The 18,021-nt window shown below is 56.5% G+C and carries 12 protein-coding genes; 8 read left to right on the top strand and 4 right to left on the bottom strand.

The features are described from left to right. Window positions 1-50 precede the first annotated feature (50 nt). The gene (pstS, locus tag OSO_RS49890) at window positions 51-2,639 is read right to left on the bottom strand and encodes a phosphate ABC transporter substrate-binding protein PstS (protein ID WP_010584199.1); all 2,589 of its coding nucleotides are present in this window, start codon (window positions 2,637-2,639) and stop codon (window positions 51-53) included. Between the two features lie 725 nt (window positions 2,640-3,364). On the opposite strand from pstS, the gene OSO_RS43710 reads away from it, so the two are divergent. From OSO_RS43710 to OSO_RS0115670, 4 genes are all read left to right on the top strand, one after another. Next, entirely contained in the window at window positions 3,365-3,754 is a 390-nt protein-coding gene (locus OSO_RS43710) for a BlaI/MecI/CopY family transcriptional regulator (protein ID WP_010584197.1), read from the top strand. Continuing rightward, entirely contained in the window at window positions 3,744-5,348 is a 1,605-nt protein-coding gene (locus OSO_RS0115680) for a M56 family metallopeptidase (protein ID WP_010584196.1), read from the top strand. The genes OSO_RS43710 and OSO_RS0115680 overlap by 11 nt, the downstream gene beginning before the upstream one ends. A 101-nt stretch (window positions 5,349-5,449) precedes the next feature. After that, window positions 5,450-7,096 (top strand): thioredoxin family protein, encoded by a 1,647-nt coding sequence (locus OSO_RS48060; protein ID WP_010584195.1) that lies wholly within the window; start codon window positions 5,450-5,452, stop codon window positions 7,094-7,096. A gap of 180 nt (window positions 7,097-7,276) precedes the next feature. Continuing rightward, window positions 7,277-8,602 (top strand): hypothetical protein, encoded by a 1,326-nt coding sequence (locus OSO_RS0115670; RefSeq protein WP_010584194.1) that lies wholly within the window; start codon window positions 7,277-7,279, stop codon window positions 8,600-8,602. Window positions 8,603-8,716: 114 nt separating this feature from the next. Here OSO_RS0115670 and modA read toward each other — a convergent pair whose 3' ends face one another. The 3 genes from modA to OSO_RS0115655 all read right to left on the bottom strand — a co-directional run bounded on the left by modA (window position 8,717) and on the right by OSO_RS0115655 (window position 11,875). Continuing rightward, entirely contained in the window at window positions 8,717-9,538 is an 822-nt protein-coding gene (modA, locus tag OSO_RS0115665) for a molybdate ABC transporter substrate-binding protein (protein WP_010584193.1), read from the bottom strand. Window positions 9,539-9,648: 110 nt separating this feature from the next. Then, the gene (locus OSO_RS43700; RefSeq protein ID WP_040592442.1) at window positions 9,649-10,707 is read right to left on the bottom strand and encodes a substrate-binding domain-containing protein; all 1,059 of its coding nucleotides are present in this window, start codon (window positions 10,705-10,707) and stop codon (window positions 9,649-9,651) included. A gap of 139 nt (window positions 10,708-10,846) precedes the next feature. Beyond that, window positions 10,847-11,875: a DUF1559 family PulG-like putative transporter gene (locus tag OSO_RS0115655; RefSeq protein WP_010584191.1), complete on the bottom strand. Its 1,029-nt coding sequence runs from the start codon at window positions 11,873-11,875 to the stop codon at window positions 10,847-10,849. A 1,569-nt stretch (window positions 11,876-13,444) separates the two neighbouring features. On the opposite strand from OSO_RS0115655, the gene OSO_RS0115635 reads away from it, so the two are divergent. The 4 genes from OSO_RS0115635 (at window position 13,445) to OSO_RS0115620 (ending at window position 17,979) form a co-directional block, all read left to right on the top strand. Next, a complete protein-coding gene (locus tag OSO_RS0115635) occupies window positions 13,445-14,434 on the top strand; it encodes an AAA family ATPase (RefSeq protein WP_010584187.1) in 990 nt (329 codons plus the stop codon). Window positions 14,435-14,565: 131 nt separating this feature from the next. After that, window positions 14,566-15,450, top strand: a complete 885-nt coding sequence (locus OSO_RS0115630; protein ID WP_010584186.1) for a DUF58 domain-containing protein — start codon at window positions 14,566-14,568, stop codon at window positions 15,448-15,450. 278 nt (window positions 15,451-15,728) lie between these two features. Then, window positions 15,729-16,775 carry a hypothetical protein gene (locus OSO_RS0115625; RefSeq protein WP_010584185.1) on the top strand — a complete coding sequence of 349 codons (1,047 nt, stop codon included), beginning with the start codon at window positions 15,729-15,731 and terminating at the stop codon, window positions 16,773-16,775. Between the two features lie 127 nt (window positions 16,776-16,902). Further along, complete coding sequence (locus OSO_RS0115620; RefSeq protein WP_010584184.1) at window positions 16,903-17,979, top strand: vWA domain-containing protein; 1,077 nt, start codon at window positions 16,903-16,905, stop codon at window positions 17,977-17,979. Window positions 17,980-18,021 lie beyond the last annotated feature (42 nt).

Below are 18,021 nucleotides of genomic sequence, written 5' to 3'. Positions count from 1 at the left end.
TGATTAATAAGGGGCCCGCCCCAGCGGAATTTCAAAGGCGCTGCGGTGGATTATCTGGACGTGACAACCTTCTCGAGCAGTGCAGAGCCCTTTTCTGCCAGTTCCTTGGGTAACCGCCCGTACTGCAGGTGAGCAAGTTCGTTCTGCCCTTCCGCTGTGATCCAGCGCAGAAAGTGAACGATATCTTCACCTCGTTCGCTGGGTTGGTTGATTCGCATGATGGCCCAGCAGGTTCCAACAATCGGATAGGCCTCGGTTCCCGGCGCGTCGACAAGCGAGAACCGTAGATCGGCTGGAAATTCTGCCATCGATGCGGCGGCGGCCGAGATTCCATCGACCGAAGGGCCAATGAAGACTCCGGATTTGTTTTTGACCTGCCCGACGGACAGATCATTGGCCAGGGCATAGCTCAGTTCAACATAACCAATCGCCCCGGCCGTGCGGCTGACCGCGTCGGCGACACCGTCATTCTTTTCCGCCGCGATCCCTGCTGGCCAGTTGACGACAACTCCTTCGCCGATCTGACTCTTCCAGGCTGAACTGACCTTGCTCAGGTAGCTGGTCCAAATGGCCGTTGTTCCACTGCCGTCGCTACGGTGAACGACGGTGATGTCCAGATTGGGCAATTCACGACCTGGATTGCTGACGGCAATTCCCGGATCATTCCAGGTTTTGATCTTGCCCAGGTAAATATTGGCGAGGACTGCACCGGTAAAGCGAATCGAGATCGGCTCGCCCGCCTCGTTTGTGACATTGCAAACAGGTGCGACCGCGCCCAATGCCAATGGGACGTGGACGATCGGCGAACCGGCACTGGCGAGCTGGTCGGCGGTCAGCGGGGCATCGGTACAACTGAAGTCAAGAAAGTTGGAAATCATTCCGTCGACCCCTTTGCTGGAGCCGACGGCCGAGTATTCAATCTTGATTCCGGTCTGTTGCTCGTAAACGCGCGACCACTGCTCCATCGCGGGGCGAATGAACGTCGAACCTCCGCCTCGCAGTACAATGGCACTGGTGGGAGTGACGATGGGACCCGTGGTCGTGGAGTTTGATTGCGGTCGCTGAGCTGGCGTGTTTCGCGAGGGCGTCCTCGTCACACGATAGTTTTTCCATGGCGGCGCCGAGATCCACCAATACGTTGTCCATCCGCCGATTCCAAATGCGATGATCATTCCCAACAGCGCCAGAAGGTAGCGCAACATCCGCCCTTCGGGACTTTTCGATTCGTGGAGACTGCGAATGTATGAAGATTCGGATGTTGAAACCGTTTCAGCGGATGCCGACATCACGTCATTCGTTTTGGCCGCACGAATCGTCGAACCCGTTGGCATCGCGGCCTCGGAATCCAAAGGATTCACAATTCCGATTCGCGAAGCCGAGTTTCCGTGGATCGTAAAAGGAAGTCGGGTTCTTGTGCTGTCGGTGACGGAATGCGAACTTGGTGCAGGCGGTCTGGTCGAAATCGAACCCGATGAATTTGAGCCTGATGACGAGGAATTCATACTCGCCATTTTCGACTGATCGGGCGGCGGACAAAGCCCCAGTCGATATGCCGATGCGCGTGTTTTCGGCATTTCTTCGTCCGTCGGTGGGCTGATCGGTTCGGTGACCCAGGGCGCAAGCGCGGCGACGACTTCGGCCGGGGTCTGATAGCGTTCCTCGGGCTTCTTCATCGTCATCCGTTCGATGACGGCGGCCATTCCTTCAGGAACTTCAGGGCGAAGGGTGCGAATTGGCTCGGGATGTCGCGTTTGATGCCAGAGTAGTTTTCGCATTACCGGTCCGTCACCGGCGGGCAAAACTCGAGTGAGCAAAAAGTACATCGAGTAACCGAGGCTATAAATGTCGGCGCGGATGTCGGCCGAGCTGGATTCCATCACTTGTTCCGGCGCAATGTAGTCTGCCGTCCCAATGATGCTTGAAGCGTCGATCTGCTGGGTCAGGTTGTCGGAACGCTTGGGGTCGAAAAATCGTGCCAGGCCGAGATCGAGCAGCTTGACGGTTCCTGTTCGATCCAGCATCAGATTCGCGGGCTTGATGTCGCGATGGACCAGCCCCACCAGATGCGCCTGCTGCAACCCGATCGCGGCCTGACTGATGTAGTGCGCGACGCGATTGACCGCGAGCAACTCTCGTTTGACGGCCATCTCGTGCAGGTTAGTGCCGTCGACATACTCCATGACAATGCATGGCCCCAGCCCGGTCCGATCAACGTCAAAGACGCGGGCGATATGAGGATGATCCATGGACGCGGCAGCGCGGGCTTCGCGCAGGAACCGCTCGGCTGCACCCGGGAATTTGTCGAGTGACTTATTCAGGATTTTGACCGCCACCAACCGCTGCAGCATCATGTGCTCGCACAGCAGTACGCGACTCATGCCACCTTGGCCGAGGAAATCGAGGATCTTGTACTTGTCGGAAAGAAAGAATCCGCGATGTCGGCGTTCGCCCAATTGCCGGGCCTGAAACGGCGTCAGCAGATGTTCCGCCAACATCTGAGCGATAATCGATTTCGGATCGTGGTCGTTTCCTTCGAATCGCTGTTTCAGCGTTTGGAACAGTCCCTCATTCAGCAGTCCGCTGCGCGCAAGCAGATTGAAGAAATCTTCCGTCGTAAATGTTGTGGTCGATTCAGTCATCCGCTCGTTCCGCACACCCGATCCCGGACAGGACCGGCTGCGCTCAATTGTGATAAGCGAACCGCAATCCGCCGTGAGCGGATCAGGCATTCAGCGAATTGAGTACAGTGGAAATATTCGTCAAGACTTGCCGCGCGTCGTTTATGCTCCCATGCAGTCGGAGAACATTCAACCGAACAGTTTGTTCGAAGGACAATTTCTCCGGCTTGTACACCTTCGGCGAAGTGAAGTGGTTTCAATACCCTGCCAGCCCGTTCATTCGGATTTGGTTCTTCGCGCTGGTTCTCCCTGCGCAGAAATCGTTCAAAACGCTCGGGCATCAGGCCCGGCCGATTCAAATCGTCTGCCTGCGCTGTTGAGCAAAAATCGGACTGAGCCCCCTTACGTTTCGAACACCTCGTTTCTTAATACATTTCTCGTCAGCGACTTGCGACGAACCCGTGTCGCAGATGCGTTGAGTCCCTTGAGAACCGTCTCTACGTGATTTTTCAGGAGGTTGTTGGCAATCCCACGGACCCCCCAAGTCTTTTGCGGACCTCTTCGTGCTCTGTCGTTTGAATTACGGAATGGATGCGAAAGATCGTCAGGACGCAATTGACAATGCTCCTACTGCGGTAGTAGAACTCTCCTACTCAAGTAGGAGCCGTCCTCTGCCGGCTACTGCGAACGACCGTTCACGTCCGCCGCGCTGAACGGATCAAACGAAACTCAGGGAGGATCATCTGGTGACAAAACACCGATTGGCCGATTTGCAGTTGGCCATCATGCACATCCTGTGGGACAAGGGTGAAGCCACCGTGAGTGACGTACAAAAGGCGCTGGCACCGGGCCGTCCGCTGGCCTACACCACCGTCGGGACGATGCTGTCCAAGATGGAAGCAAATGGTCAGGTATCGCATCGAGTTGATCGGCGAATCAACGTCTATCGCGCGGTCCTGCAACAGGAAAACGTGTCGCGGTCGATGATCTCGGATCTGGCTCAACGACTGTGTGCGGGCGACGTGACGAAACTTGTCTGTCATTTGCTCGATGAATGCGACGTCTCGCGTGAAGAACTCAGCGTGCTCAAAAAGCTGATCCGCCAAAAGGAGCAGGAGCTGAATCATGACGAATGAGATCGCGCATGTCGTCAACAAGCTCGGTTTGAGGGATCCACTGGAAAGCCTGTTGCCCTTCGTTGTTGAACTCACCGCGACGTATCTGGCTCATTCGACACTGTTCCTTACGGCAGCATGGCTGATCCTGATCTGGTTGCCTGCGCGTCTCAAGATCATGGATTCCATGCGACCCACACTGGTCGAAACCGGATGGAAACTGGCCTCGGTCCTGCCAATCATCACGTCGATTTTGTGTCTTGCAGCGGACCTGTCGCCCTCATCCCTTCGTTGGTCCTGCATCCTGACGCCAACACGAATCGACGAATCGGATCATTTGGGGCTGAATGCAAATCACGCCGCCATTGAACCGATGACTTCGACCGAGTCTTCGACAGTTTTATCATCGAAGCGAACGCCGGAGCAGTCTTTAGGGGGCGATTGTATGATGAGCCCGTCATCTTCGGGATCGATTCGGTCGATGTTGCCTGTCGCCCGATTGGAGCCTGATGTTGACGAGATCCTTCAGCAGATTGATCAGGCGCACCTGCCGCTTTCCAGTGTTCCATTCGTGTCCAAATTGCCCGCGTCTCTCGAGCGAATCGGTGAGAGACGACGTTCGTTTGGGCTCATTGTCTGGCTGGGGGCCGTCATCGTCGTTTGGGTGGCAATCTGTCTTGTCAGGCTCGCGCGTCGGGGGCTGGGTCTGTCCCTATTACTGAGTCGATGTGCGCCGCTGGAAATGCTTGATCGGCGCGAGCTGGATCGGTTTGTGCCGCGTGGGTTTCGAATCCGCTTTCTGCGTCTGACGGAGAGACCTGGTTTCGCGCCAGACGGGGCGGTTTCTGCCGACTTGGCGATCCAAAATCGGAACAGGCGTTGTTCGCAACCGTTCGCGTGCGGTGTGATTCATCCAACGGTCGTGTTGCCGCAAGGAATTGAAGACACTTTGACGACTGACGAACTGCGTGCGCTTTTGGCGCATGAGGTCGCGCATCTCGTGCGACGTGATCCGATCTGGCAATGGATTGTCGAAATCCTGTGCACCTGCCTGGCGTTCCAGCCGCTCAATTTTCTCGCTCGTTGCCATTGGCAGTGGGCGACGGAATTGCTTTGCGACGACTGGGCCGTGGACCGTCGCATTCCTCCGACCCTACTGGCGACATGCCTGACCAAAGTCGCCGAGTGGCGATTGGATCAAATTGCAGGTTCTTCATTTCGGGGTGGATTGGGTCTGCCCGCCGTTGGGCCTGACGGTTCGTTGACCTACCGCATGCACTGGTTGCTACGTTCGCGGCGAAATGTGCCACCTTCGGGTCCCGTCAGGCGGAAGATGGTTCGCACAGTCTTGGTCACGACAGGTCTGTTGATCGGAACTTATGGTCCGCGGCTTGTCATTGATTCATCCGCGCAGGCCGCGCGAAACGAGGACCGCGAAATGGCCATTGAAGATGATCGCGCCGTTTTGGCACGTGAATTGAAAGAGATGTTCGACGAGTTTCAACGTCTGAAATCACGTTTGGAACGACTTCATGAACCCGAGATCTCGGAAGTGGCAAATGCCCTCTTTCAGCGATTTTCCCTGATGGCGCCGCAGGTGATCGAAAGGGAATGAATTCGAGCAGATGTTTTGATTCGTTCGGCCCATACTCGTCGGGCGAGTCTGATTGGTGACGTGCGATCTTGAATCACAGTCTTCACGAAAGGAATCGTTCAATGAGTCGGAACACGAATTGGTCAAAGCGATTGAAGTCCGTGTTTGCTGTCATCGGCCTCGTCGGTTTGGCATGGTCGCACGACGGATCTCGTGTCTGTTCCGCACAGACGTCGGAAGTTTTGTCTGCCAAGGAAGAACCTACGTCTGACACGAAACAGTTGATTGAAGACGTGCGAAAACTCCGCGAAGAGATGCGTCAATTATCGGACGTGGTGGAACGGCACCTGGCTCGAACTCCAGCAAAACCGATCGAGAGTCCTTTGCCGCAAACGAGTCCTGCTACGGCTGCCATGGGACAAAAATCAATCTTGCTCTTTACGGCGACCTGGTGCGGGCCATGTCAGCAGCAGCAGCCAATCATTGCGAAACTAAAACGCGAAGGATTTCCCATACGAGTGATCGACATTGATTTGGAGGGTCAACTAACCCGTCAGTACAACATCATGTCGATTCCCTGCGTCGTCGTCGAAGACGATGGGAAAGAAACACTGCGGTTTGTCGGTCAGATGAGCGACGATGCTTGGCGCAATTTGATAGAAAAACAGGGGTTTTCAGCCACTGCGAAGCAGGAGGAGATGCACCAACGACTTTCGAAGCCCGTGTCCGTTGTCTGCGCGAATCAAGCAATCAGTGAAGGGCTTCGGCAGATCAAGCAACAGGCCGAGATTGACATCGTGATCGACGAAGTGAGTCTGGAAAAAGCGGGCGTCAGTCCGCACAGGCCGATCTACTTTGCCGCAATGAGATGTTCGGCACGCTCCGCATTGCAGATGTTGCTGAGTCCTCGCAAGCTGGATTTTGCCGTGTATGACAATGTCGTCGTCGTCACGGGCAAGTCGACGATCGACGTCCAGAGCCAATCCCCCTTGCCCAGCGACAAGGTGCGTGAGCCATTCGTGATCGAGGCTTATTCCATCGCGGATTTGGTGAATCCCGCAGTGATTTCGTCTGATCCCTCTGAACTGGGGCGTCCCGCCGAATGGCTCAAGTTAATCGAACATATGAAGGACTCGGTAGATCCTGGAATGTGGGAGGAAAATGGTGGTCAATGCACGATCAAGCCGTATCCAGGCACGAATTCTCTGATCGTGCGGGCCACGGGCTCCGTGCATGATCAACTTCATGAATCCCTTGAAAGACTTCGGCGGGGGCGATTCGTGATGTTCGAGACTCGGTTCTTGACGGTTCCAGAAAAGTTCGCCATCGATCAAGCGGGCCTTAAGGCGAACAGTGATGGAGTTCAACTTGATGGTGACGAGCTGCTGGAAATCACAAGCTATGCAGAGCAACATGGAGGAACTTGGTTCGTCCAGCCCGCGATCACGATTCCCAATGGCGAGGTGTCTGAGCTATTAGGGCCACGCTCCTCCAATTTGCAAATGCATTTTCGGGGACTCATCCTCCGCGACAAAGATGCATTTCGGTTGAGTTTTTCAACGGACTCAAAGCAAATCCTCTCGCAGTTGATGGAACGCTCCTACGAGGTCTCAAATGGAAAAACTTTGTTGATACCTCTGAATCGCACGGACGGTACGGAGAATCGCGACGAGCCCGCTGACGTGCAATATCTGCTGATCCGGCCACGTCGCTTGGAAGACGTTGAGAGATCGGAATGCCTGATCAAAAAACAAGATCTCAGTAAGTAGAAGGCTGCAGCAATTTGTTCGCCGCCGAGATTTGCGAAACCGAGGTTGTGTGTGCAAGGGTAAAGAGCCGGGACTTGCGTATTCTTGTGAGCGGGCGATCATCTTCTCTGTTGGTCCGATTGCTGCTGACGCGTATCGCTTGTCTTTGCTCTTCTCCTCGTTCATTTCTCGGAGTTCTTGATGTCACCTGCGGTCTGTCGAGAATCGGTTCTTTGTGCGCTGCGGACTTTGCTCGTCGCGCTTGCGCTTTTGCCGGGCAGTTCGATCTCGGGCTGGGCGGACGAATTCAAAGTCGGGACCGGACGGCGCATCATCACTCCTGATCCTCTGTTGCCGGTCTCGGGCGGATTGGGGCTACCGGCACCAACGCGTGAAAAGCGGGGCGAACTGACGGCTCGCGCGGTGGTCATTCAGAAAGGCGAAACGACACTTGCGATTGTGTCACTCGACCTCTTAGGGTTTCCGTCGGTACTGGGCGAGCGAGTTCGATCGAGGGTGCCGCGGATTCCGCCCAAGAACATCATGATCGGTTCGACCCACACCCACAGTGCACCCGATTGCTATGGCTTCGCCGATGGGCGCGGTGGACACACCGGTGATTTGAAATTCATGGAGATGGTCTGCGTCAAAACGGCGGAAGCGATCAACGACGCCATCGATCAGCTGCAGCCCGCCAAGTTGAAAATCGCCACCGGCGAAGCACGTGGGAAGATCGCTTACAACTACTATGCACCGGATCTTTACGATCGTCGAATGAGTGTCATTCAGGCGATTGGTGCTTCGGACAAGGCCATCGTTACGCTAGTGAACTATGCGGTTCATCCTGAAGTTCTGGGGAATCGGCTTGGGATCGTCAGTCCGGATCTAGTGGGGCCGCTCTGCGACAAGCTCGAAGAGCAAGCGGGCGGAATGGGCATCTTCATGAACGGCGCACAAGGCGGCATGATCACCGCCGACAATCGCGACCTGAAGCGCCCGAAAGACCCACAGCGCGGCGTCTGGGAAGATGAGCGGACATGGGAAGAATGCCTGCGGATCGGTCACACAATGGCGGACGAAGCACTGCGACTGGTGGGTGATGCGAAAGTACAGGCCGATCCCCAGTTGTACTGCGGGGCCGTCGATGTGAAGTTTCCCGTCGATTCGGATTTGCTTTGGAACGTCATTCTGGGCTCGCCTTTAAAGTATCCACGGAATGCGGACCGCACCGTGACGGGGCAGATCAACCTTGTGAATATCGGGACGGCCCAGATTCTGACGATTCCTGGCGAAGCACTGCCAAACATCGGCTTCTACCTGAAACGCAAGATGCACGGCGAACACAACCTGCTGTTTGGGCTGACGAATGATGCGTTCGGTTACATCCTGACGAAAGTCGACTTCGGAAGCTTCCCGCGCTACAAGTACGTGAGCGAAACGTCGCTGGGCGAAATGACCGGGGAAATCTTGATCGAGAAATCGCTGGAGTTCGTCGACAAGTCTCCCAAGCCTGACGCGAGCAAGTGACCACATTGGAACACTTCGTTTCGTCGTTCGCCTGTCTCGATCGGTGTGCCCACAAACGCAGATGGGCGTGGGTGATTTATGTTTGTTGCGGGCCGTTGCGCGATTGATATTGAGCTATTCAAGTCCGTAACGGCGCAACACCTCTCGGCCCTGTTCTGATAACAAGAACTGACGGAACTGTTCGCAAGCGGCGCGATCGTGTGCCCAGGTCAGCACGATGCCGCCTTGTTCGAGTTTTGGGTACGAATCGTCGGGAAATGGCCAGAATCGGCCTTTGTCGCGAAGTGCTGACGAGACCGCCAGTGATTGAGCGATCAGGCCGACTTCGGCAGCACCGGATTCCGCGAATTGGGCCGCCTGTGCGACGTTCTCGCCGAATACCAGTCGATCTTTGACGGCGTCGTAGATGTTGAGTGACTTGAGCGCCGCCTCGGCCGCGCGTCCATACGGCGCGTGTTTCGGATTGGCCAGCGCGATCTTCTGAACGGTTGGATCATTCAAGACCTCGACACCCTGTTTGTCTGGTGCCAGCATGGATTCGTTCCGAACCCAGATTCCGACGTGTCCCACGGCATACTGGAACTCGGAATTTGCTTCGGCCTGACCTTGCTCGATCAGTTTGCGTGGATAAGCCATGTCGGCTGAAAGGAACAGGTCGAACGGTGCCTGGTTCGAGAGCTGCGCGAAAAAGCTTCCTGATGAGCCGAAGTTGGCCTCGATTTGAACGTGCGGGTGCTCACGTTGAAATGCGGCGATCAGGTCGGGAAACGCAAACTTCAAGTCGGCTGCTGCTGCCACGCGCACGGTCGTTGCAGGCGGAGAGTTCGATTCTTTTGAGGGGCTTGGGGCCGTCATCGAGCCGCAACCGATCAGCAGGATCAGTCCACAGAAATGGCAGGCACGGAGTAAAAGACTTCGGTCGACGCACCGCATCATCAGACGTCCCACTTAAGGCCAATTGTCACTTCAGATCTCCGAGGTCGAACGCATCGCGCACGATTTTTCCGAATTGCCCCGGAATCTCCGTCCGTGATATCACCGGTCAACTAAACTCGGCCACCACACAGTTCGCCTGTCTCTTGTGTGTCATACCCAGGCAAATCGGCGAGAAGCCGTCGATAGGCCACCGAGCGGATCACGTTCAGAAAGGCTTTGACGCGGCGATCATCGGCGAGCGCCGTCGGAAAGCAGACATCGAACGCTTCTTCTTGCACGGGCAGGAATTTCAATCCCGCCTCGACACTCGCCAGTTGCACGCAGATTCCGGCGTCGGCCCATCCCGATCGAACGGCTTCGACCACGCCGTGATGATCACGTGCGGTGCGTCGTGGCCCCGGCCGATTCTCCAGCAGGCGATCGAGACATTGTCGTGCACCTGATCCTGGCTCTCGACCGACCCAGGTTAATTTTGAGGCCAGTACGGATCGAATCGAGCGACAACTGGACGAAGGTTCTAACGCAATTCCTTCTTGCCAATTGGCCAGTCGAATGGCTTGAAAGTCATCACCGAGGGTCGTCCGGACGAGATTCACATTGCGATCGGGTTTCTCGCGTGTGGAAAGGTGCAGACCCGCCAGATGCACCAGTCCGTCACGTAACATTTCGACCGCTTGACGGCTGGCGCGCGGAAGGACGAGTAGACGCAGGCCTGTCATGGCGGCGAACTGGCTCGCGAGCAGTCCCGCTGCAGGATCGCAACAGGCCATGACGAGTGTCTCGTCCGCCACCTTTGCGTCCGCCGCCCATTTGTTACGGAGTTGCCGATCGGGAAGCAGCGAAAGCATTGGCGATGAACTGGCGGGATAGTGAACTCGTCGACCGCCGATTTCGGCTTGCCAGCAGGGCGCTGATTCCATTGGCGGAGCCCACGCCCACACGTCCGTCGCGGGACCACCTTGTCCCTGTCCAAACAGTTCTTCGACAGAACTCTCGAGTGATCGGGCAATCGCCAACGCCGCGTCGACGGAAGGGGCCAGTCGCTCACCTTCGATCGCCGTCACGGCCGTGCGTGAGATGCCTGCCCGAGCTGCCAGCTCGGCCTGCGTCAGCCCCAGGGAAATTCGTCGCTGGCGAATGCGATTTGTCGAAGTCGGTTCGTCTGGCATGATCGTGACATCATACGGCACGACCGTGCCTCGTGATAGCGAAGGGCGTCGTCCCGGCGCTGAGTGTCATCAACGCGACGCGTCCATCAGTCTGTAGAGCGGTGATCGCAACGCTCCACGGACTTTGATGGTGACGTCACTAAAATTCACCGAGAACTTCTCCGCCCGCTTTGGATGCCAGTCCCTGCCAGATCGTGACGTCAATGTTGTCACCGACAAGGCGTGTCGAGCCGTCGCAGAGCAACACATGCACGCCGCCCGGGTGTCGGCTGCGTGCTGCAGTCAGACCAGCGTTGTGGCTGTTGTTTCCGCAATCGAAGGTCTTCGAGTTGGGCGTTAGTCCGTGGTTATACAGTGTGTCGCCAAAATGGCCGTTCAACCATTTGGCGCCCCGCGTGCCTGACCACGACCCAGCGGCGCCGACGACACAGTTTGCCAGGCTGGTGTCGGTGCCCGTGATCGTGTCGTTCTGGGCGGCGGTCAAATTGAGGACCTGCTGGGATGGGCTGACGGGCGTGGTGCTGGCCGGGATTGACCCGGACCCGTTACCACCAGCCGTGTATCCATTTCCCAGGGTTTGCTCGCTCGCGGCGACGGTGTTGGAAAGTCCGTCGAGAACATCACGAAACTTTGTCACCCCCAGCAGCTTTACATCCATCATGACGCCATCGCCGCGACGAATGTATCGTGCTGTAGGGGTTGCTCCACTACCGGTGCAGACCACGTAGTTGGTCGGCCCGTATGAGTTCCCTTGAACCGTTCCCAGGTCACTGGGGCAGAGGAATGTTGGAATGCGTGTCATGGCGGCAATGACGTTCTGGGAATAGGGCACCACAGGCGGTTCGACGAAAGTGGGGGCCGTATTGAAGTCGATCAGGTTGTAGAGGTTGCCTCCGTCATAGTACGGCAGCAATGCCGCATGGGCCGAGAACACCATGGGGAATCCCACGCGGCCCGGCGGAAAACTGGCGTGCGACGATTCGTAGTTGTGCATCGCCAGCCCGATTTGTTTCAGATTGTTCTTGCACTGGACGCGGCGTGCGGCTTCGCGGGCCTGTTGTACAGCGGGAAGCAGTAACGCGATGAGGATGGCAATGATGGCAATCACCACCAGCAATTCGATGAGCGTAAAGCCGCGCGAACGCAGACGCTTGAGCATTCGATTCATATGACGATTCCTGACAATGTTGGGATAAGCAAGAGCAAGATTGTTCCTGAACATCGGTTTCGGCGGTCCGCGATCGCGCGTTCACGAATCGGGTCGATTCACACTTGTGGAGAGCGAATCTCTGGCCAACTGTGAACGCGCGATCTCAGACCGCACCTGTGAGCATTCAGGACTGTTCGCATCCCGATTCGAAGCGGGGCGAACGATGCCGCGGGAAGACGTACGGGTGTCCGCCACTCATCTGCAGCGTGAGACCGCGCAGCCGGTCACTCATTGTTCTGCAAGCAAGATGCTTGCCGTGAACAACGGATCGGTGCATCAATCCGTGCAGGGCACGAATCGTCCGCTCCGGTTTTGACTCGGGCGGCTGGCCTTTGGGTACGTCAACGTGACGTGCGTGCTGAAGCGTGTGGTGTGCAAGCAACCGCTATGCAATGGCCAGGCGCGGCGGCGGAACGGGAGGCTCGGCAAATCGCCGTGCGTGGTATGATCCGCGAAGAACAAGTCGTTCGGTGACCAGCGCGCCAACGTCTTCATGCGAGAATGTCGCGGGAAGAACGAAGACGGCCTGACCGGAGAACGTCTGAGCGACTCCGTGACATTCTTGGGCCGTGATCAGCAGGACGAATTGTCGCTGTCGTTCCTTCGGTCTTGCTTTCGTGGGGTGGGCTGGTCTCGTTGAGCCTAGAGGCTTTGAGCAACAGCTTGCTTGCGAAGCTGTGTTGGCCCCCCACTTTGCAGAAACGTTCTGCGGCGTGATCTTTTCGTTTGAGCGGACCCGTTTCTGGCCTGATGGGAAGCAGCAGCATTGCTTGCGGCACTGTTCCGCAGTTCGGCAGCCGCACGGTCGATCCTGGCAGCGAAACGGTTGTGAACGATCTTTGCCAAGGGCGAAAACTGGCAGCGAGATTGGTATGGGGAACAGCGCAGCCACCACCGCGAGCAGCAACAAGCAACTTGTCGCTTGTCGGCGAGATGGGATCACGCGATTGAACCTCAGGAACCAATGCATCAGCGTTTGCCTTGCCCAAGTTGGGCCGCAAGCTGGCCACATCGACTCGCTCTCCACACGGCAGATCGTATCAAGTCTCGGATCGAACTCCACCGACCGCCGTTGTGAATGAACGTTTTTTTCATATTCGAGATGGAATCGTTGCTCTGATCGCCGTGACATGCGATCGGAGTTGTCATGCCGCCAAGGCGTTCATATCGGTGATCCACAAACGGGCCGTTCCAACATCTGGGATACAAACGCGATGAAAAACGGGGCTGCGGTGTCATGGTGGAGGCAACCGGAGGCATTGGAACGCGAGGGGCTCTTGCAATTCACGAATTTTTTTTGCATACACTGCCGGTGTGACAGGACCGCCTTCGATCGCAACTTGGTATCGTAGAACGCTCACGCGGCGAGACAGGGCGTTTATGTTGAGCTTCCTTATGACAGATTGTCATGACGAAGGGGCTGGATTATCTTGTCCGCGTTGCGGCTGAGTTGCGTTCGTCCACCGCCGCGACGAGTGTGGAACCCGTTCGAATCGAGCGAGTGATTGAGGGGAGTTTGTCGAAAACATGCACGTTGACATCCAACGGATCAAGGAACAGGTTCTTCAGCATTCGGACAAATTGGAGCAAGTCAGGGCCGAGGTTCGAAAAGTCCTCGTCGGCCAGGATGTGATGCTCTCGCGGTTGCTGATCGCGATGCTCACGGGCGGCCATGTGCTGCTTGAAGGACTTCCCGGGTTGGCCAAGACGACGGCGATCAAAGCCTTGGCCAGTGCCCTTCGCTGCCAGTTCAATCGCATCCAGTTTACACCCGATCTTCTGCCCGCCGACTTGATCGGGACGATGATTTACAACCCCCGCGAGGGCTCGTTTGGGACGCGCAAAGGGCCGATTTTTGCCAATTTGATTCTGGCGGATGAAATCAATCGAGCCCCTTCGAAGGTTCAGTCGGCGCTGCTCGAAGCGATGCAGGAACACCAGGTTACAATTGGCGATCAGTCGTACCGACTGGAAGAACCCTTTCTGGTGCTGGCGACGCAGAACCCGATTGAACAGGAAGGGACGTACCCGCTTCCTGAAGCGCAGGTCGATCGGTTCATGCTGAAGATTATCGTGGACTATCCGACAAAGGCCGAGGAACGGAAAGTCGTCGATGCGGTTCTGGACGATATTCGACGTGAAGTCCAGCCGGTCCTTGACCCAGCCCACCTGGCCGACATCAAACGCGTGGTCGGAACGCTGTACATGGACGACAAAGTGAAGGACTACGTCCTGGATGTCGTGGCGGCGACTCGTCGTCCCGAAGACTTTAAGTTGAGTGCACTCAAGCCGTTGATTGAGTTTGGTGCGTCACCGCGTGCATCGATCAATTTATGTCTGGCGGCGCGGGCGAATGCATTCCTGGCGGGCCGTGGATATGTGACGCCGCAAGATGTGAAAGATATTGCACTCGATGTGCTACGGCATCGCGTGATTTTGACGTACGAAGCGGAAGCGGAATCGATGACATCCGACGATGTTGTCCGAAAAGTGCTCGAATCAGTTCCTGTACCCTGACGCGGTTTTGCACTCGTGATCGATCGACTGAAACGCTCGTCTTTTGATCGATTGCAGTCGGGACTGTTGCGCAGGTCGGACGATCATGAGGTCTAGAAAAACGTTCATTCGGATCGGCGAGCAACAAAGAGATGGCTGCACGAGAACTTGAAGAAGTCCTGAAAGAAGTTCGCCGCATTCAAATCGTGGCAAAGCGCCAGGTCAATGATTTGCTTGCTGGCGAGTACCTCAGTGCCTTTCACGGCCGTGGCATGGAATTCAACGCCGTCCGTGAATACGTGCCGGGTGACGAAATCCGCTCGATTGACTGGAACGTGACGGCGCGGACCGGTGCCGCGTATGTGAAGACCTTTTGCGAAGAGCGTGAGCTGACCGTCATGTTGATGGTCGATATCTCGGCGTCAGGTGCATTTGGTTCGCAGCGACTGAGTAAGATGGATACGGCGATCGAAGTGGCTGCCGTGCTGATGTTCACCGCGCTCAAAAACAATGACAAAGTCGGATTGATGTTTTTCGCGGACGACGTGATCAGTTACATCCCGCCTCGCAAAGGACGCGGGAATGTGTTGCGCCTGATTCGTGAACTGCTGGCAACGGAACCGGTCAAGACGCAAACCGACATCACGAAAGCGTTGGAATTTCTGGGGCGTGTCCAGCGACGCAAGTGCGTCGTGTTCTTGATGAGTGACTTTCTGGGGCCCGATTGTTCACGGGCACTGGCGATTGCGAATCAACGTCACGATTGTATTGCCGTGACCCTGGAGGATCCTCGTGAATCGACCTTACCTGACGTGGGATTCGTCACGCTGCGCGATGCCGAGACAGACGAATTGATTGAACTCGATACGCGTCATCCCCGTGTGCGAACGTTGTTTGCGCAGGCGGCAAGGTCCCGCGAGCAGACGTTGATCGGCTGGCTGAGGCGGGCCAATGTGGATCGGTTGACGATTCGAACGGATCAGCCCTATGCACATAGCCTGCAGCGATTCTTCCGAGCCCGGGAGCGACAGCGATGAGCGGGCAATGGCAACGGCACACAACGCAGGCCTGCATTTCAGATTGCGGCAGAGACGAAACAGGTCGATCCGTTGAGCCTTCGACTATCTCGCCAATTTCCTCGTTCCCAAGCTCCTGCTTGGGGACGCCTCTTGCATTCTCGATTTCTGCCGAACGTGAATGCGACCGGAACCTCTCCTGCATACTTTTGGGCGTAGGAAGCGTTCCCAAGCGGGAGCTTGGGAACGAGGCATTCAGAAGCGAACGCGTCAGAACGATAGGATGCGGGCTGATTGCCGTGTGGGCTCTGTTGCTTTGCGCGGGGTGTGGTGTTGGACAAACCTCGGGACAGCGCCTGGCGAATGATCAGGATGCGATTGAACGCACGTCCGAGAAAGGCCCTGTGAAGCTGGTTGTTCGAGCGGCACCACGTGAACCCCGACTCTCGGATCTGGTGGAACTGCAGATCCAGGTGTCAGCGCCGGTCGGAGTCGAGCTGAAGGCCCCCGCATTCGGGCAGGCGGTCGGAGAGTTTGTTGTCCGCGACTATACCGAACGAAGCGACGCTAAGAACAAAGCGGCCAATACGGCGACGAATCAGGTTCGTACGTTCGTGTATCAGCTTGAGCCGATGCACGCCGGGCGGCATCTCATTCGAGCATTGGCGATTGAATTCATTGACACGCGTGCGACGTCGGAGCAGAAAGGCGTGACGGCATTCATCGAATCCGAGCCGTTAGAAGTCAACGTAACGTCTGAGTTGGGTGATCAGGTTCCGAATCTGGCTGATCTCGAGCCGATGTTGCCACCGCGCCCATTGCCCGCCACGTCACGATGGGGATGGTGGTTGCTGGCGTGCACAATCATCGTCGCGGGCGCACTGATCTACTGGTTGCGACGACGTAAGGAGATTGAGGTTGCCGAAGTTCGGTCGCTGACTCCCGAAGAGATTGCACACGCGGCGCTGGTGCAACTGCTTGCCGAGAATCTTCCGGAAAAGCAACTTTTCAAGGAGTTCTATTTGCGATTGACCGGCATCGTCCGGCAGTACATTGAAGGATCGACGGGGATTCGAGCACCAGAACAAACGACCGAAGAATTCCTGTCGGCGATTCGTTTCCGCGACCTGTTTACGGCAGAGCGTTCGTTACGACTCAAAGATTTTCTTGAGGCGGCCGACATGGTGAAGTACGCCGGACAGCAGCCCGATCAGGAGCAGATCGCGCTCTCGATCGATCGCGCGCATGAGTTCGTTGCATATCGCCCGGCAATCCTGTCCTCGGCCGTCGCGGAAATCGCTTCCACATCCCCTGAGGCAACCAACAACGCGGGGGGCTCTGCATGAAGTCGAATTCGTCGATACGCGGGCGCCACTTCGGTGGGGCAACACGGATCATTGTGACGCCATCGAGCGTTCGCCGGATCAGGCAGAGCGTTCGTATCACGTCCTGCTTTCGGAAGGGAGACCGCTAGTGGACGCCTTCCGCTTCCAATCGTGGTTCTGGCTACTTTTGATTCCGGCCGTATTGCTCGTTGCTCGGATGCGGATGAGTCCGCGCCGGCAGCCGGCGGTCATTTTTTCCAGTATCGCGGGATTGAAAGACCTCCCTGTTACCTGGCTTCAACGCGTGAAGCGTTTGTTGCCGATTTTGAACATTGTCGGCTTGTGCCTGGTGGTGGCGGGACTCGCGCGACCACAGTCTGGAAACTCCGAATCGCGAATCTCGAGCGAAGGGATCGCGATTGAGCTGGTGCTGGACGTGTCAGGGTCGATGGAGGCGCTCGATTTTCAGCTCGCTGGACGCGACGTCAGTCGGCTGGACGCCGTGAAACATGTGATCAATGAATTCTTGCTAGGCTCGCGTGCCAGTGGCCTCTCAGGGCGAAAGAATGACTTTGTCGGACTGGTCGCATTCGGGGGATTCGCCGACAGTAAGTGTCCGATCACCCTCGATCATGGGGCGCTCTCGGACATTGTCCGCGAACTCGAAGTTCCCAAACCGATTCGAGATCGCAATGGACGTGTGATCAATGAAGAGACGTTGAAGGAAGAGCTGGCGACTGCGATCGGTGATGGCGTGGCCATGGCCGTTGATCGACTAAGGAACTTGAAGGCGAAGAGCAAAGTCATCGTGCTGCTGACAGACGGTGACAACAATGCGGGAGTCGTCGACCCGCGTGAGGCGGCGACGATTGCGCATGAGTTGGGTATTAAGCTGTATACGATCGGAATTGGACACAATGGGGTCGTTCCCGTGCCGCAAGAAGATGCTTTCGGTAAGCGGGTGCTTGTTCCGCGGCAATTTCGCATCGACGAAGATCTGCTGAAGGAGATGGCGCGGACGGCGAATGGCGAATACTTCCATGCGTCCGATGCCGAAGGCCTGGCCAAGGTTTATTCGCAAATCGACAAAATGGAGAAGGCCGAGTTCGGTGAAACGAAGTATTCCGAATATACTGAACTGTATGCGTGGTTTGCCGGTCCGGGGCTTTTACTGACGCTGATCGTGGCCGTGCTGAACGAAACGCGTTTCCGTTCATTGCCCTGACAACGTCTCTGAATTGTCCTTGTTTGAGGTTTATTGGAAACA

It is taken from the genome of Schlesneria paludicola DSM 18645 (genome assembly GCF_000255655.1).
Lineage (GTDB): Bacteria > Planctomycetota > Planctomycetia > Planctomycetales > Planctomycetaceae > Schlesneria > Schlesneria paludicola.
The sequence above is the reverse complement of the archived record's forward strand: the minus strand, read 5'-3'. Positions and strand labels throughout refer to the sequence as shown.

Excerpts from the sequence above, each read along its gene's own strand:
- pstS (WP_010584199.1), bottom strand. The coding sequence starts at position 2,639 with ATGACTGAATCGACCACAACATTTACGACGGAAGATTTCTTCAATCTG.
- OSO_RS0115680 (WP_010584196.1), top strand. The coding sequence starts at position 3,744 with ATGACGAATGAGATCGCGCATGTCGTCAACAAGCTCGGTTTGAGGGAT.
- OSO_RS48060 (WP_010584195.1), top strand. The coding sequence starts at position 5,450 with ATGAGTCGGAACACGAATTGGTCAAAGCGATTGAAGTCCGTGTTTGCT.
- OSO_RS0115670 (WP_010584194.1), top strand. The coding sequence starts at position 7,277 with ATGTCACCTGCGGTCTGTCGAGAATCGGTTCTTTGTGCGCTGCGGACT.
- modA (WP_010584193.1), bottom strand. The coding sequence starts at position 9,538 with ATGATGCGGTGCGTCGACCGAAGTCTTTTACTCCGTGCCTGCCATTTC.
- OSO_RS43700 (WP_040592442.1), bottom strand. The coding sequence starts at position 10,707 with ATGCCAGACGAACCGACTTCGACAAATCGCATTCGCCAGCGACGAATT.
- OSO_RS0115655 (WP_010584191.1), bottom strand. The coding sequence starts at position 11,875 with ATGAATCGAATGCTCAAGCGTCTGCGTTCGCGCGGCTTTACGCTCATC.
- OSO_RS0115635 (WP_010584187.1), top strand. The coding sequence starts at position 13,445 with ATGCACGTTGACATCCAACGGATCAAGGAACAGGTTCTTCAGCATTCG.
- OSO_RS0115630 (WP_010584186.1), top strand. The coding sequence starts at position 14,566 with ATGGCTGCACGAGAACTTGAAGAAGTCCTGAAAGAAGTTCGCCGCATT.